17 protein-coding genes are annotated in these 15,582 nt (G+C 57.4%); 8 read left to right on the top strand and 9 right to left on the bottom strand.

Going from position 1 to position 15,582, the window contains the following annotated elements; all coding sequences use genetic code 11:
- Positions 1–117: 117 nt before the first annotated feature.
- Positions 118–1,101, top strand: coding sequence for a quinone oxidoreductase (locus QZQ97_RS18125; RefSeq protein ID WP_311994592.1), 984 nt, complete (start codon positions 118–120; stop codon positions 1,099–1,101).
- 305 nt (positions 1,102–1,406) lie between these two features.
- Here the strand turns inward: QZQ97_RS18125 and pspG are convergent, their stop codons facing one another.
- Positions 1,407–1,625, bottom strand: a complete 219-nt coding sequence (gene pspG, locus QZQ97_RS18120; protein ID WP_006317798.1) for an envelope stress response protein PspG — start codon at positions 1,623–1,625, stop codon at positions 1,407–1,409.
- A 155-nt stretch (positions 1,626–1,780) separates the two neighbouring features.
- Positions 1,781–2,791 (bottom strand): tRNA dihydrouridine(20/20a) synthase DusA, encoded by a 1,011-nt coding sequence (gene dusA, locus QZQ97_RS18115; RefSeq protein WP_004948772.1) that lies wholly within the window; start codon positions 2,789–2,791, stop codon positions 1,781–1,783.
- A 203-nt stretch (positions 2,792–2,994) separates the two neighbouring features.
- Between dusA and QZQ97_RS18110 the strand changes: the two genes are divergently transcribed.
- The 4 genes from QZQ97_RS18110 (at position 2,995) to zur (ending at position 5,516) form a co-directional block, all read left to right on the top strand.
- Positions 2,995–3,528: a tetratricopeptide repeat protein gene (locus QZQ97_RS18110; RefSeq protein WP_311994591.1), complete on the top strand. Its 534-nt coding sequence runs from the start codon at positions 2,995–2,997 to the stop codon at positions 3,526–3,528.
- Between the two features lie 85 nt (positions 3,529–3,613).
- A complete protein-coding gene (locus QZQ97_RS18105; protein WP_442995282.1) occupies positions 3,614–4,063 on the top strand; it encodes an RNA polymerase sigma factor in 450 nt (149 codons plus the stop codon).
- Positions 4,060–4,818 (top strand): anti-sigma factor family protein, encoded by a 759-nt coding sequence (locus tag QZQ97_RS18100; protein ID WP_311994590.1) that lies wholly within the window; start codon positions 4,060–4,062, stop codon positions 4,816–4,818. The genes QZQ97_RS18105 and QZQ97_RS18100 overlap by 4 nt, the downstream gene beginning before the upstream one ends.
- A gap of 185 nt (positions 4,819–5,003) precedes the next feature.
- Positions 5,004–5,516: a zinc uptake transcriptional repressor Zur gene (gene zur, locus QZQ97_RS18095; RefSeq protein WP_013814747.1), complete on the top strand. Its 513-nt coding sequence runs from the start codon at positions 5,004–5,006 to the stop codon at positions 5,514–5,516.
- Positions 5,517–5,636: 120 nt separating this feature from the next.
- Here zur and QZQ97_RS18090 read toward each other — a convergent pair whose 3' ends face one another.
- The 4 genes from QZQ97_RS18090 to QZQ97_RS18075 form a co-directional block, all read right to left on the bottom strand.
- Complete coding sequence (locus tag QZQ97_RS18090) at positions 5,637–5,846, bottom strand: CsbD family protein (protein ID WP_061799184.1); 210 nt, start codon at positions 5,844–5,846, stop codon at positions 5,637–5,639.
- 318 nt (positions 5,847–6,164) lie between these two features.
- Positions 6,165–7,502: an MATE family efflux transporter DinF gene (gene dinF, locus QZQ97_RS18085; protein ID WP_311994589.1), complete on the bottom strand. Its 1,338-nt coding sequence runs from the start codon at positions 7,500–7,502 to the stop codon at positions 6,165–6,167.
- Between the two features lie 101 nt (positions 7,503–7,603).
- Positions 7,604–8,212, bottom strand: coding sequence for a transcriptional repressor LexA (lexA, locus tag QZQ97_RS18080; RefSeq protein WP_311994588.1), 609 nt, complete (start codon positions 8,210–8,212; stop codon positions 7,604–7,606).
- 118 nt (positions 8,213–8,330) lie between these two features.
- Positions 8,331–8,699, bottom strand: a complete 369-nt coding sequence (locus tag QZQ97_RS18075; protein ID WP_212557130.1) for a diacylglycerol kinase — start codon at positions 8,697–8,699, stop codon at positions 8,331–8,333.
- Positions 8,700–8,848: 149 nt separating this feature from the next.
- Between QZQ97_RS18075 and plsB the strand changes: the two genes are divergently transcribed.
- A complete protein-coding gene (gene plsB, locus QZQ97_RS18070) occupies positions 8,849–11,314 on the top strand; it encodes a glycerol-3-phosphate 1-O-acyltransferase PlsB (protein WP_311994587.1) in 2,466 nt (821 codons plus the stop codon).
- A gap of 61 nt (positions 11,315–11,375) precedes the next feature.
- Here plsB and ubiA read toward each other — a convergent pair whose 3' ends face one another.
- From ubiA to QZQ97_RS18055, 3 genes are read right to left on the bottom strand one after another with little or no spacing between them, the layout of a single operon-like run.
- On the bottom strand, positions 11,376–12,248 hold the full coding sequence (gene ubiA / locus QZQ97_RS18065) for a 4-hydroxybenzoate octaprenyltransferase (protein ID WP_311994791.1): 873 nt from the start codon (positions 12,246–12,248) through the stop codon (positions 11,376–11,378).
- A 17-nt stretch (positions 12,249–12,265) separates the two neighbouring features.
- Positions 12,266–12,790, bottom strand: coding sequence for a chorismate lyase (gene ubiC / locus QZQ97_RS18060; protein WP_311994586.1), 525 nt, complete (start codon positions 12,788–12,790; stop codon positions 12,266–12,268).
- Between the two features lie 4 nt (positions 12,791–12,794).
- The gene (locus QZQ97_RS18055) at positions 12,795–13,142 is read right to left on the bottom strand and encodes a hypothetical protein (RefSeq protein WP_311994585.1); all 348 of its coding nucleotides are present in this window, start codon (positions 13,140–13,142) and stop codon (positions 12,795–12,797) included.
- Positions 13,143–13,161: 19 nt separating this feature from the next.
- Here QZQ97_RS18055 and QZQ97_RS18050 point away from each other — a divergent pair, with 19 nt between their 5' ends.
- A complete protein-coding gene (locus QZQ97_RS18050) occupies positions 13,162–14,544 on the top strand; it encodes an MFS transporter (protein ID WP_311994584.1) in 1,383 nt (460 codons plus the stop codon).
- Positions 14,545–14,566: 22 nt separating this feature from the next.
- The gene (locus tag QZQ97_RS18045) at positions 14,567–15,568 is read left to right on the top strand and encodes a LacI family DNA-binding transcriptional regulator (RefSeq protein ID WP_311994583.1); all 1,002 of its coding nucleotides are present in this window, start codon (positions 14,567–14,569) and stop codon (positions 15,566–15,568) included.
- Positions 15,569–15,582: the final 14 nt, after the last annotated feature.

The raw sequence follows: 15,582 nt of genomic DNA, 5'->3' as shown, positions 1-15,582 counted from the left end.
TCTGTGATTCCCGCGGCATAACCGATGCAAAAAAGGTATCAATCCGCACCCGGCTAAACTGGATCGTCGATACTAAAACGCGTAGGGTGAAATCAGACACCCCAATGAGGTAATGAAATGGCAAAGCGCATTCAATTCTCCGCCACCGGCGGCCCGGAAGTGTTGCAATACGTTGATTTTACACCTATCGATCCGGCAGCCGGTGAGGTGCAGGTTGAGAATAAGGCGATCGGCATCAACTACATCGATACCTATATTCGCAGCGGTCTTTACCCGCCCGCCAGTCTGCCAAGCGGGTTGGGCACCGAAGCGGCCGGCGTGGTGATCAAGGTGGGCGCCGGCGTCAGCGCGGTGAAACCGGGCGACCGCGTGGTTTACGCCCAGTCGTCACTCGGCGCCTACAGCGACGTTCACAATGTTTCGGTGGAGAAAGTGGCGATCCTGCCGCATAACCTGAGCTTTGAGCAGGGTGCCGCCTCGTTCCTGAAAGGGCTGACGGTACATTATCTGCTGCGCCAAACCCATGAAGTGCAGCCGGGTGAAGTGTTTCTGTTTCATGCCGCCGCAGGCGGCGTCGGGTTGATTGCTTGCCAGTGGGCCAAGGCGCTCGGCGCTAAGCTTATCGGTAGCGTCGGCTCTGACGAAAAAGCTGAACTGGCTAAACGCGCCGGCGCCTGGGCGACCATCAATTACCATAAAGAAGATATCGCCCAACGCGTGGCTGAACTGACGCAGGGCGAAAAAGTCGGCGTGGTGTACGACTCGGTGGGCCAAAGCACCTGGCAGGCTTCACTCAATAGCCTGAAACGCCGTGGGCTGATGGTCAGCTTCGGCAACGCCTCCGGCCCGGTAACCGGCGTCGATCTGGCACTGCTGAACCAGAAAGGTTCGCTGTACGTCACCCGTCCTTCGCTTAACGGTTACGTCACTAACCGCGACGAGTTGCAATTCGCCAGCAATGAGCTGTTCTCGTTGATCGGCAGCGGCGCAATCAAGGTCGACGTAAAAGAAGAGCAAAAGTTTGCGCTGGCCGATGCGCAGCGTGCGCATGAGGTGCTGGAAAGCCGCAACACCAGCGGTTCGAGCCTGCTGATCCCCTGATCCCCAGGCAAAAGAAAAGGGCTCCGCAAGGAGCCCTTTCTATTACTGCATTTGTAGGGGTAGAGCAGAGTCCGCCAGAGACAGGGGGTTGCTTTAGCAACGCTCGTATTGGGTATTATTGTCTCTTGCGGTGATGAAATAGGTCGCATCGCTGCATCGACAAATATCCTACCAGCCTCCAAACGCGAAAAACACGCTTAATGTGCCGCATTCGCATTTAAAACACCAAGGTGTGATCGTCGCCGCATTCACGATGAATTCGTTACGCAAATTTCAGCGTGACTGTCTGATTACTCGACAAAAAATCAGTAACGGCGTATTTGCGGCTTCTGCATCGAACGGTATATCCAAACGCCCACCACCGCCAAAATCAACCAGGGCAACAGCTTTATCACCATCGCAAACAGGCCGCCCAGCAGCATAAACGCCGCCGCGACCAGTAACGCGGCAAACACGCCCAGCAGCGAAATCCCGGTCACCATCAGCATCACTACAAAGCCAATGAGAAAGAAGAGTTCTAACATGATTGCTCCTTCGCAAATAAAGTCTCTGCAGGAGTATTACAAGATACGTGCCAGAACGGCGGGAAATATAAGTAATTGAAATATAAAAACAGGCAAACAGCAGAGCGCTGAATGCCTGATGAAAAAGACTAACTGTTAGTCAAATTATTTGTGTATTACGCCACTTCGGTACGCGGCAGACGTACCAGATCCAGCGCAGCTTCCACCACGCGCGCATCGGCACCCGGTTTGTGGGCGTTCTCGCTCAGATGGCGACGCCACTGGCGCGCGCCCGGTACGCCCTGGAACAGGCCGAGGATATGGCGGGTAATGTGCCCCAAATAGGTGCCGTTCGACAGTTCACGTTCAATATACGGATACAGCGATTCGATAATCGCCACGCTGTCCATGACCTCGGTCTGGCGGCCAAACAGTTCGCTGTCGACCCGCGCCAAAATGCCCGGATTCTGATAAGCCTCGCGCCCCATCATCACGCCATCCAGATGCTCCAGATGCTGCTTTGCTTCTTCCAGCGTTTTCACACCGCCATTGATGGCGAGAGTCAGCTGCGGGAAATCCCGTTTCAATTGGTACACGCGCGGATAATCCAGCGGCGGCACTTCACGGTTTTCTTTCGGGCTGAGGCCGGACAACCAGGCCTTGCGCGCATGGATGGTAAACATGTCGCACTCGCCACGCCCGGCGACGGTGGCGATAAAATCACACAGAAACTCGTAGCTGTCCTGGTCGTCAATGCCGATGCGGGTCTTGACCGTCACCGGGATCGACACCACGTCACGCATCGCCTTGATGCAGTCGGCAACCAGCGTCGCCTGCCCCATCAGACAGGCGCCGAACATGCCGTTCTGCACGCGATCGGACGGGCAACCGACGTTGAGGTTAATCTCGTCGTAGCCGCGCTGTTCGGCCAGTTTGGCACAGTGCGCCAGCGCTGCCGGATCGCTGCCGCCCAGTTGCAACGCCACCGGATGTTCTTCTTCGCTGTAGGCCAGATAGTCGCCTTTGCCGTGAATAATCGCGCCGGTGGTCACCATTTCGGTGTACAGCAACGTTTCTTTGGTCAGCAGGCGATGGAAGTAACGGCAATGACGATCGGTCCAGTCGAGCATCGGCGCAATGGAGAAACGATTGGCGGCATATTTTGAAGCGTGGTTGTCTGTCGTCATGCTGAGTTACTGGCTACCTGATCTGTCTGGGATTCAACGAACGGCGTACTGCCGCAAACGGCTATTATAACGACAATCGGCGGCGTTGGGAAAACCGCCGTGCCATCAGGCCAAAAAGAAAAAGAAAAAACGAATAAAAACGCCCCTTCAGGTGTTCTCTCACCAAGGGGGCAATTCGTCTCCTTTCCAATGAGGAAAAAACCATGAACAGTTTCGTTAAACGCCTGTTGCTGCCCGTTATTGCCGGCTCTTTGCTGTTTTCCGGCGCGGCCCTGGCGATGGGGGGTGACGGCAGCGGCCAAACCACGCCGACCTGCCCGAAAGGCCAGATATACGACACAAAAACCAAGACCTGCATGGTGGATAAAAGCAGCATGATCGACGACAACGATCGAGCGAACTACGCCTATGCGCTGGCAAAAAGCGGCCGCTATCAGGATGCCCTCGACATGCTGAACACCCTGAAAAATCCCAACACCGCCGTGGCGCTGAACTACCGGGGCTACGCCACCCGCAAGCTCGGGCGCACGGATGAAGGGATCGGCTACTATTTAAAATCAGTAGCGCTCGATCCCAACTACCCGAAAGTCCGCGAATATCTGGGCGAGGCCTATATGGTGAAAGGCCGTCCGGATCTGGCGAAAGAACAGCTCAGCGTGATCCAATCGCTGTGCGGCACCGGCTGCGAAGAGTATCGCGATCTGGCGGCGGCCATCGATCACCACCCCGAATCCTAGGGTAAGGCCGGAGGCAAATATCAGCAGCGACGCAATACGCAACGAAATCGGCCAGTATCTTTCCCGCCTGTGGCGCTATGGTTTAGTGCTCTCTCACCGGCGGGATGTCGCCGACGATTTGGTACAAGCCACCTGTGTGCGGGCGCTGGAGCGCGCCGCACAATTTACTCTGGGCTCGCGTATGGATCGCTGGCTGTTTTCGATTCTGCATTCCATTTGGCTGAATGAAGTCCGTGCCCGGCATATTCGTCAGGGGCAGGGTTTTGTCGACGTCGACGATCTGGCCGGCGAGGAAAACGGTGAAGAGGCGATATGGGCCAATGAGGTGATGCAGCGGGTCAATCGCTTGCCGGAGGCGCAGCGCAATACGCTATTCCTGGTGTACGTGGAGGAGCTTTCTTACCGGGAGGCGGCCGAGGTATTGGACGTCCCCATCGGCACCATCATGAGCCGCCTGGCAGCGGCACGTCTACGGCTTGCAAACGACAGCGCGCTGCAAACCCGCGCCCCGCAGTCAAAAGGAGAACGATCATGAGCTCATATTACGCTGCGGATGAACTGCTGGTCGCCTATCTGGACAATCAACTGGATCCCCAGCAGCGCCGCAGCCTGGAACAGCGCCTGGCCGACGAACCGGCATTGGCCGCTCGGTTGGCATTACTGGAGCGCAGCAGCCTGCCGTTCAAACAGGCGTTCGCCCCTTTGCTGGATGATGCGCCGGTGCTACAACTACAAGACAGGTGGCCACTTGCCGTTCCTGTACCGCAACGCGGTATCAGTCGCCGTGTCCTGATTGCCGCTGCAGTTGGTATTCTCGCGTTGGGCGTCGCGGGCGATCGTGCCTGGCAGCATGTCAATCAGCCGGAAGACAACTGGCGCGGCCTGGTCGCCCAGTATATGGCGCTCTACACCCCGGAAACGCTGGCAGGCTTCGAGGGATCCCCTGCACAGCTCGCCAGCCAGTTGCAGCACACCAGCGAACGGCTGGGCATTGCCCTCCCCGCCCCCAAACTGGCATTAAAGGGTGCAGAACTGAAAAATGCCCGCGTGCTGGCTTACGACGATCGTCGCATTGCTCAGTTGACCTGGCTGGATGCCCGGTTTGGCCCGCTGGCACTGTGCATTATTCAACAACCGGGCAAGCCGGAAGCCGCACAAAGCGAGCGCCGCCAAGGGATGAATGTGGTGTATTGGGCCGATGGCAGCCACAGCTTTATGCTGATTGGCCATAATCCGGCGACGGAAATGGCCACGCTGGCGGAGCGCCTGCAACGCTCACTTTCCGTGTGAGAGAGGGAATGAGCGTTGCTCACCGTTCAGATATCGGCATAGAGATTGATTTTCCTCTTTTTTTCAGGAGCGCGAACCCTGCCCCTGCCTCCCGAAACACTCTTATCAGCGGAAAAGGGGGCGACTCTCGGCGATTACGCTTAATCATGATAAAATCGGCTTTTTTACGTACCGGGATATTTGCCATGAACTCAAGCACCCAGGAAAAGCTGCTGGCGCAGGCAGAACAACTCTGCCAGCAACGCAATGTGCGGCTGACACCGCAGCGGCTGGAAGTGTTACGCCTGATGGCACAACAGCCCGGTGCCATCAGCGCTTATGACCTGCTGGATCTGCTGCGTGTGGCTGAACCGCAGGCTAAACCGCCAACGGTATATCGCGCGTTGGATTTTCTTTTGGAACAAGGGTTTATTCATCGGGTGGAGTCAGCCAACAGCTATGTGTTGTGCCATCACTTCGAACAACCGATGCATACCTCTGCCCTGTTTATCTGCGATCGCTGTGCTCAGGTGACTGAGCGCACCACCGAAGGGGTCGAGGAAACGCTGCAAAAGCTGGCGAAAGAGTCAGGTTTTGTGCTGCGCCACAGCGTGGTGGAAGCGCATGGCCTGTGTTCAGGCTGTGTTGAGGTAGAGGCCTGCGACAGCAAGCATGATTGCGGCGAGCACGATCACAGTATCGCCATCAAGAAAAAATAAATTACGCGGGGTTGGTCAGGCACTTCCCTGTACCTGCGGCCGTGGCGTTAAGGGGATGAAAAAACGCCAGGCCGGCTACAGTCAGTCGCTTACGGCCACCGTCCGCTGTGGCCCTGCTCGCTACCAGCGATATTTGTTGTGGTCTTCCCAGGATTTAACTTCTTTCTCGGCCGCCTCTTTCTGGTAGCCGTAACGCTCCTGGATTTTACCGACAAGCTGTTCGCGTTTCCCTTCAATGACCGCCAAATCGTCATCGGTCAGCTTGCCCCATTGTTCCTTCACTTTCCCTTTGAACTGTTTCCAGTTACCGTCGGCTTGATCTTTGTTCATAGTCTCTCCGTTAACTTGTGCTAAATCAGTTTGACACTGTGCTGACAGGGCGTCTAACCAAGCAATTTTTATGGTCTATTACCGCCAACCAAAGGGTTGCCACTCCCCCATTCATTTAGCCAGTCACATGATTAAGTGTAGACGCAGATAACGAAAACAGAACAAAAACCAGAATAAAACCCCATTAAAAAACAATTAATCAGAAAAACACGCTAACAAACAAAGCACTATCCGAAGGGATCGATACGTCGAAACATGTAAGCAAATATAAATAAAAACATAAGATAAATTACTTGATTTTCGGTAAGGCTCACTGACTTATCGCACCGCAAACCAGGTGCCGTGCAGCCGGTGACGGTGCCAGAACCAGCCCAGCGCAATGCCCCGCAGCGACAGAAACACCGCCAGCGCCAGCCATAATCCGTGGTTGCCTAATACGGGGACGGTAAACAACGTCAGGCCGAAACCGATGGCCGCCACCGCCATGCTGTTGCGCATTTCTGCGCCGCGGGTAGCGCCAATAAACATGCCATCCAACAGATAGCACCACACACCGACCAGCGGCAGCACGACCTGCCACGGCAGATAATGGCTCGCCAACGTACGCAATTCCGGCAAAGAGGTTAGCGCTGCCACGATATGCTGCCCGGCAAAGGCATACACCACCCCAAAGGCCAGCGCGACCAGGCAAGCCTGGCGACATGCCGCGCGCCACACCTTGCGCAGCTGGCTGTCGTCGTGGGCGCCATAGGCATGACCGGAATGTGCCTCTACCGCGTAGGCAAAACCGTCGAGCGCATAGGCAGTGAAAGTCAGTAAATTCATCAGCACTGCGTTTACCGCCACCACATCACCGCCAAGCCGGGCACCGAAGATGGTCAGTGAAGCAAAACACAATTGCAGCAACAATGAACGCAACATAATGTCGCGATTCAGCGCCAACAAGCGCCGCAGATTACCGCGCCAGGCCTGGCGCAGCATCGGTGCGGAAATACCGCGTACGCGCATCACCCGCCAGGCAAGCCATAACCCCAACAATAACGTGGCATATTCAGAGATAGCGGTGGCTATCGCCGCCCCCTGCACATTCCAGCCCAATCCCATCACCAGCCAGATATCCAGTAAGATATTCAACAGATTACCGATAATCAGCAAGATCACCGGCGCACGCACGTACTGCACCCCAAGCAGCCAGCCCAGAATCACCATATTGGCCAGCGCCGCCGGTGCGCTTAGCCAGCGGATCTCGAGGAAAAGCCGTGCCTGTTCCAGCACTGCGCCATCACCGCCCACAACCTGCAGAGCTGCATCGATCAGCGGATGGCGCAACAATACGATGGCCAGCCCGGCCAATACCGCCATCAGTAGCGGCTGCATAAAAGCGCGCGCCAGTGCCGGCGGATCCTGTGCACCGAGCGCCTGCGCCGCCAGGCCGGTAGTGCTCATGCGCAGGAACAGCAGTAGCATAAACAGGAAGCTGGTAGCCATGGCGCCAATCGCAACGCCGCCCAGATAGGTAGAGCTGTCCAGGTGACCAATTACCGCAGTATCCACCAACCCAAGCAGCGGGACGGTAATATTGGAAAAGATCATGGGCAACGCAAGGCGCCATAGGGCTTTATCAGTATCGCTGGTGAAGGCAGAAAGCAGGCGCATAGTGAAATGTTCCCGTGGCGGTAGAGTTTGAATGAATCAGAAATGACATCGCCCCAGAGCTGGGGCGATTTAAATCAGGGAACGACGTTCAGGCACGTGGGTTAAATCCAGTCGCCATTGCGGATCACGCCGACCGCCAGGCCTTCAATGGTGAAATTCTGCTGACGCAGATCGACCACGATAGGCTGGAACTCGCTGTTTTCCGGCAGCAGTTCAACCACATTCCCATTTTTTTTCAGACGCTTGACCGTCACTTCGTCTTCAATACGCGCCACAACCACCTGGCCGTTACGCACGTCCTGGGTTTTATGCACCGCCAGCAGATCACCATCGAGAATGCCGATGTCACGCATCGACATGCCGTTTACTCGCAGCAGGAAATCCGCGCTCGGTTTGAACAGGGAAGGATCCACCTTATAGTGCCCTTCGATATGTTGCTGCGCCAGCAACGGTTCACCGGCGGCCACACGGCCAATCAGCGGTAAACCTTCTTCATCTTCCATCAGCAGGCGAATACCGCGTGACGCGCCGGAGACGATCTCGATCACGCCCTTGCGCGCCAGCGCCTTCAGGTGTTCTTCTGCAGCATTTGGCGAACGGAACCCCAGACGCATGGCGATCTCGGCGCGCGTTGGCGGCATGCCAGTTGACGAAATATGATCGCGAATCAGGTCATAGACTTCTTGTTGTCTGGTAGTTAGTGCTTTCATTCCGCCCCCTGTTTGTTTATACAGTCTTGCTGTGAGTATATACAGGTAAGCGCGCCTTGGGAACCGAAGAATGAATAAAAATCAGGGATTAGCGCCCCGCCGCAACGAGGCATTCCACTTAGACAAAGTGCTGCCACAGTACGGAACCCCAGACAAACAGCGCCAGTACGATCGTCAGCGTTACCGCCGCCGACCCCATATCTTTCGCGCGGCCGGAAAGCTCGTGGTGTTCCGTGCCCACCCTATCGACAATGGCTTCAATCGCGCTGTTCAGCATCTCGACGATCACGACCAACAGTACCGATCCGATCAGTAAAATGCGCGCTATCGCACCCACATCCAGCCAGATCGCCAGTATGATAGCCAGCACGGTCGCCACCAGCTCCTGGCGGAATGCGGCTTCATGCTGCCAGGCTGCAGAAAACCCTTTATAGGAATAGCCGGCGGCTTTAATAATACGGGTCAGGCCGGTTGCTTGGTTTGCCATGTTTTTTAGTGCCTTTCACAGAGGTAAGTCATAATTATAGAGCTTGGGTCAGGAAACTCTCCCGGCTCCCGGTTTTCCAACACCACAGATCTGCTACCCGGTTTCTGGTATGCTTGCGGCGCATTGCTAACAAGAGGCTTCACGTTGTTATGTCAGGTTGGCGTAAAATTTATTATAAATTATTGAATTTACCACTCAAATTGTTGGTAAGAAGTAAGGTTATCCCTTCAGATCCGGTCACGGAGTTAGGGTTGGATCCCTCACGGCCGATTTTGTATGTTTTACCTTATAATTCCAAGGCGGATTTACTGACGCTGCGCACCCAGTGCCTGGCGCAGGATTTGCCCGATCCCCTCAATCCGCTGGAGATAGACGGCACCGTACTGCCAAGCCACGTGTTTATTCACGACGGCCCGCGCGTGTTCCGCTACTACACGCCGAAAGAAGAGTCGGTAAAACTGTTTCACGACTATCTGGATCTGCACCGCAGCAATCCGGATCTCGATATTCAGATGCTGCCGGTGTCGGTGATGTTTGGCCGCTCCCCAGGCCGCGAAGGTCACGGCACGCCGCATCTGCGCCTGCTGAACGGCGTGCAGAAATTCTTCGCCGTCCTGTGGCTGGGCCGCGACAGCTTCGTGCGTTTCTCCAATACCGTTTCGCTGCGCCGAATGGCGACCGAACACGGCACGGACAAAACTATCGCACAGAAACTGGCACGCGTGGCGCGCATGCATTTCTCTCGCCAACGTCTGGCCGCCGTCGGCCCAAGCCTGCCGGCCCGCCAGGATCTGTTCAATAAGCTGCTGGCCTCCAAAGCGATCGAAAAAGCGGTCGAAGACGAAGCGCGCAGCAAGAAAATTTCTCATGAAAAGGCCCAGCAGAACGCCATTGCGCTGATGGAAGAGATCGCCGCCGACTTCTCGTACGAGACGGTGCGTCTTTCCGATCGCGTCTTGAGCTGGACCTGGAACCGGCTGTATCAGGGCATCAACGTCACCAACGCCGAGCGCGTGCGCCAACTGGCGCAGGACGGCCACGAGATCGTGTATGTGCCGTGCCACCGCAGCCATATGGACTACCTGCTGCTGTCCTACGTGCTGTATCACCAGGGCCTGGTGCCGCCGCACATCGCCGCCGGCATCAACCTCAACTTCTGGCCGGCCGGGCCGATCTTCCGCCGCTTGGGTGCGTTCTTTATCCGTCGTACCTTCAAAGGCAACAAGCTGTACTCGACGGTGTTCCGCGAATACCTCGGCGAGCTGTTTACCCGCGGCTACTCGGTGGAATACTTCGTCGAAGGCGGCCGTTCCCGTACCGGGCGCCTGCTGGAACCGAAGACCGGCACCCTGTCGATGACCATCCAGGCAATGTTGCGCGGCGGCACTCGCCCTATCACGCTGGTGCCGATCTACATCGGTTATGAACATGTGATGGAGGTGGGTACTTACGCCAAAGAACTGCGCGGTGCGACCAAGGAAAAAGAGAGCCTGTTGCAGATGCTGCGCGGCCTGCGCAAACTGCGTAATCTCGGTCAGGGTTATGTCAACTTCGGTGATCCGCTGCCGTTGACCGCCTACCTGAACCAGAACGTGCCGCAGTGGCGCGAATCTATTGACCCGATCGAAGCCCAGCGTCCAAGCTGGCTGACGCCAACGGTCAACGACCTGGCGGCCAAGATTATGGTGCGCATCAACAACGCGGCCGCCGCCAATGCCATGAACCTGTGTTCCACGGCGCTACTGGCTTCACGCCAGCGTTCGCTGACCCGCGAACAGCTGCTCGAGCAGTTGGAGTGTTATCTGCAACTGATGCGCAACGTACCTTACGCCGGCGACGTCACCGTGCCGACCCAGACGCCGGACGAGCTGCTGGATCACGCGCTGAACATGAACAAGTTCGAGGTGGAGAAGGATAACATCGGCGATATTATCATCCTGCCGCGCGAGCAGGCGGTGCTGATGACCTATTACCGCAACAATATCCACCATCTGCTGGTGCTGCCTTCGCTGATCGCCACCATAGTGATGCATCACCGCCGGGTGTCACGCGCTGAACTGCTGCGGCAGATCGGCCTGATTTATCCGATGCTGAAAGCCGAACTGTTCCTGCATAACGACAAGGAACAGTTGCCGGAAGTACTGCAGCCGCTGATCGAGGAAATGATCCGCCAACAGCTCATCTGCGACAAAGGCGACGATCTGGTGCTTAACCCGGCGCGCATTCGCCCTCTGCAGCTGCTGGCAGCCGGCGTGCGCGAAACGTTGCAGCGCTATGCCATCACCATGTCTATCCTCAGCGCCAACCCGAGCATCAACCGCGGCGCGCTGGAGAAAGAGAGCCGTATCATGGCCCAGCGCCTTTCGGTGCTGCACGGCATCAACGCGCCGGAGTTCTTCGACAAGGCGGTGTTCTCTACCCTGGTGGCGACGCTGCGTGAAGAAGGCTACATCAACGATATCGGCGATGCAGTTCGTGAGCACACCCTGGAGGTGTATAGCATGCTGAGCGATTTAATTACCCCGGAAATCAAGCTGACTATCGAAAGCGTCAGCATGCCGGCGGAAACCAACGCGCAGCCGGAAACGGCGACTGTGGAAGAAAAAGACGAATAATCGATTGATAATCAAAAACAAAAAGGCACCGTCAGGTGCCTTTTTTATTGCCGAAATACCGCTATCCCTGCCAGTAACTCAATGCGATACCGATAAACAGTACCAGCCCGACATAGTTGTTATCCAGGAACGCCTTGAAGCAGGCATCGCGATCGCGGGTAGCGATTTGCTTTTGCTGATGAATAAACAAGGCACCTGCCAGCAGCAACGACCAATAAAATGCCCCGCTCAGCTGTGCAAGATAGCCCACCCACAGCAGCAGCAACAGTGTGGCGAACTGCAGCAGGCCGACGATCAGCTTGTCGTAACGGCCAAACAGAATGGCGGTGGATTTGACGCCAATCTTCAGGTCATCGTCGCGATCTACCATCGCATAAAGCGTATCGTAAGCCACCGTCCAGCAGATATTGGCCAGCAGCAGCAACCAACAGCTCAGCGGCAGCGACTCGCTGACCGCGGCGTAACCCATTGGAATGCCCCAGCCAAACGCCGCACCCAGCACGAACTGCGGCAGATTGGTAACCCGTTTCATAAACGGATAGATCCACGCCAGCGCCAGCGCCGCCAGCGATAGCCAGATGGTCATGGCGTTCAGCGTCAGTACCAGCCCAAACGAGATCAGCACCAGCACCACGAACAGGATCTTGGCCTCTTTCTCGCTCACCCGGCCGCTCGGCATTGGGCGCCCCGCAGTGCGCTTCACGTGGCCGTCAACGGCGCGATCGGCATAGTCATTCACCACACAGCCGGCAGCGCGCATCAGGAATACCCCAAGGACAAACACCAGCAGAATGGACAGCGGCGGCACACCCTGCCCCGCAATCCACAGCGCCCACAGCGTTGGCCACAGCAGCAGCAGGCTGCCGATCGGTTTATCGAGGCGCATCAGATGGCTGTAAGCCCGCCATTTGCTTTGAGTCACGCTTCCCTCCAAGGTATTTCCTCTCCTCATCATGCGGTTTCCGTACTGCCCGCCGCGTACAACGGCGAAGCGGGTAAAAACAGTTCGGTCAGCAACAACGGCTTGCCCGCCAACCGCAAACGGGAGCGACGCGCCCACAGCGCACCCTGCCGACCCATATGAATGTAATCGCGAGTCAATTCACCGCTGCTGAACAGATAGCGCCCCAGCGGCAGCGTGCCCAAATCCACCAGCGCCTGATCCGGGCCGGTCAGGGTTTCCTGCGGGATCACCGTGCGCCCCAGCAGCCAGGGCTGGTTATCGCCCAGCAGCACGATTTCGCGCAGCCAATAACGCGGGCTGTCCGGCAGATGCTCGGCTTCTTCACCCAACTGGTCGCGGGTAACGAAACACTCGCGCTGCGGTTCAACGTGCACGCGCCCGCAGTGGCGTTCAAAACGGCGGGTCATGGATCCTAACTCCATCAGCCAGTCGCTGACGGCGGCGGGTACCGGGGGGGATTGCGCAGATAACCACTCAAGCGGCGGCAGGATGGAGTCCCTATTGCCAGACATTGTTCTACTCCAGGCCTGACGCCGCCCCCTGCGGACCGCACCAGACCATACAAACTGTTAACAGAAATCCATTGTAACGCAGAAATCCAAAAGCGGCAGGCTGATTCGTGGTGCGGCTGACAGCAAAATTGCTGCGGTAAAACGTCGTAATGTCATCTTTCTGCCATCTGTTTTCTCTACCTTCAGGTTCCGGCACGGCGGTGATTCTGTGATCGTCAGCAAAGTTCTGCCTTAGCTGCATTGTGTTATCTACGCGCGTAGATAAGCTGATGTCGCAGCGTTGAATCGCCATATGTCCGACATTTTCGTCAGCAAACCTTCTTGCCGACACCAGGGAAACCAACTGCAGCAAAACAGAGGATATCAATACAATGAGCGAAACAACGCTTGCTACCCCACAGGCCACCGGCGATACGCTGGCGGCCGATGAACGTCTGGCAACCAAAGAGGGGCGCAGCCAGTTTTGGCGCGCCACCTTCTCTTGCTGGCTGGGTACCGCCATGGAATACGTCGACTTTGCGCTGTACGGCCTGGCGGCCGGCATGGTGTTCGGCGACGTGTTCTTCCCCGAAGCCACCCCTATGGTGGCATTGCTGGCCAGTTTCGCCACCTACTCGGTCGGTTTTATCGCCCGCCCTATCGGCGCTTTGGTGTTCGGCTGGATTGGCGATCGCAAAGGCCGCCGCGTGGTGTTGATCACCACCGTGGCGCTGATGGGCGTCTCCACCACGCTGATTGGGCTGATCCCCTCCTATGCGCAAATCGGCGTCTGGGCGCCAACCTGCCTGGTGATCTTGCGTTTTGCCCAAGGGTTCGGCGCCGGGGCGGAGCTTTCCGGCGGTGCAGTGATGCTGGCAGAATACGCACCGGCCAAACGGCGCGGGCTGGTCGCCTCGATCATTGCTATTGGCTCCAACAGCGGCACCCTGCTGGCCTCGCTGGTCTGGTTACTGGTGTTGCAGTTGGATAAAGCCGATTTGATTGCCTGGGGCTGGCGCATTCCGTTCCTTGCCAGCATTCTGATCGCCGGGGGTGCGCTGTACCTGCGCCGTCACGTACGTGAAACGCCGGTATTTGAACGCGAGCTACAGCAAAACCATCAGCGCATGCTGGACGCCTCCGCCGCCGCGCCGGATAACCGCAGTTACCTGCAGCGTACCAAGGCTTTCTGGGTGATGCTCGGCCTGCGCATCGGCGAAAACGGCCCCTCTTACCTGTGCCAGGGCTTTATCGTCGGTTACGTTGCCAAGGTGCTGATGGTCGACAAATCGGTGCCGGCGTTGGCGGTGATGATCGCTTCACTGTGCGGCTTCCTGGTCATTCCGCTGGCCGGTTGGCTTTCCGATCGCTTCGGCCGCCGCATCACCTACCGTTGGTTCTGTCTGCTGCTGGTGTTGTATGCCTTCCCGGCTTTCTGGCTGCTCGACAGCCGCGATCCGGCGACGGTGATTTCGGTGATTGTCGTCGGCATGTGCATTGCGTCGCTGGGGATTTTCGGCGTGCAGGCCGCTTACGGGGTGGAACTGTTCGGCGTCAAAAATCGTTACTCAAAAATGGCGTTCGCCAAGGAACTTGGTTCGATCCTCTCCGGTGGTACCGCGCCGTTGATCGCCACCGCGCTGCTGTCCGGTTTCGGTCACTGGTGGCCTGTCGCCTGCTATTTTGTTGTAATGGCGGCCATTGGCTTAATCACTACCTTCTTTGCACCGGAAACCCGCGGCCGCGATCTCAATCTGCCGCAGGATGCGGTGTAACCAGGGCGCACAGGAATCCAATTTGGATAAGCAACCCGCACGGCGCACCACCCGCGCCGACGTCGCCCGCGTAGCGGGCACGTCGGTCGCCGTAGTCAGCTACGTGATCAACAAGGGCCCGCGCCCGGTCGCAGAAGCCACTCGCCTGCGGGTGCTGGCGGCGATCGAACAGACCGGTTATCGGCCGAATGACATCGCCCGGGCGCTGGCCTCGGGCAACACTCAGACCTACGGTTTGGTCGTGCCCGACATCTCCAATCCGTTTTTCGCCACTCTGGCGCGGGCGCTACAGCGTGAGGCGTTCAGCCAGGGCCGTGTGCTGCTGCTGGGCGACGCCGGCGATGACCGCCAGCGCGAGTACGAATTAATTAACCATCTGCTGAGCCGTCAGGTTGATGGCCTGCTGTACACCAGCGTCGACCGCCACCCGTGGTTCGATCTGATCCGCGCCTCCGACACCCCCTGCGTGATGATAGACACCATCGACAGCCATGCCGGCATCTGCGCCATACGCGTCGACGAGCGCGACGCCGCCTGCCAGGCGACCCGCCATCTGCTGCAGCACGGCTATAGCGACATCGGCATTTTTATCGGCCCGCTGACCATGCTGAACGCTCAGGATCGCCTCAACGGCTGGCGCGATGCGCTGCTCGAAGCAGGCATTACGCCACGAGAAGAGTGGATTTTTGAAGCGCCCTATACTCGCCAGGGCGGATTCCAGGCTGCGCAAAGAATGGTTCAAGGCCCCCGTCCGCGGGCGGTATTCACCTCCAACGAACAGCAGGCGCTCGGCTGTCTCTCTGCGCTGGCGGAACATCACCTGCGTGTGCCGGACGATCTGGCTATCATTTGTTTTAACGGCACGCAGCAATCCGAGTTCAGCGTGCCGCCGCTCAGCGCGGTCGAACAACCGATTGACGCCATGGCCAGGCAAGCCATCGCCATGCTGGCCGCCGGCGCCGTGCAGCCGGAGCTGCACGAATTCGCCTTCCAGTTGCATATTCGCCGTTCATGCGGCTGTTAGTTTTTTATTCAGGT

This window comes from Serratia sp. root2, assembly GCF_031931805.1.
Taxonomy (GTDB): Bacteria; Pseudomonadota; Gammaproteobacteria; order Enterobacterales; family Enterobacteriaceae; genus Serratia; species Serratia inhibens.
The sequence above is the reverse complement of the archived record's forward strand: the minus strand, read 5'-3'. Positions and strand labels throughout refer to the sequence as shown.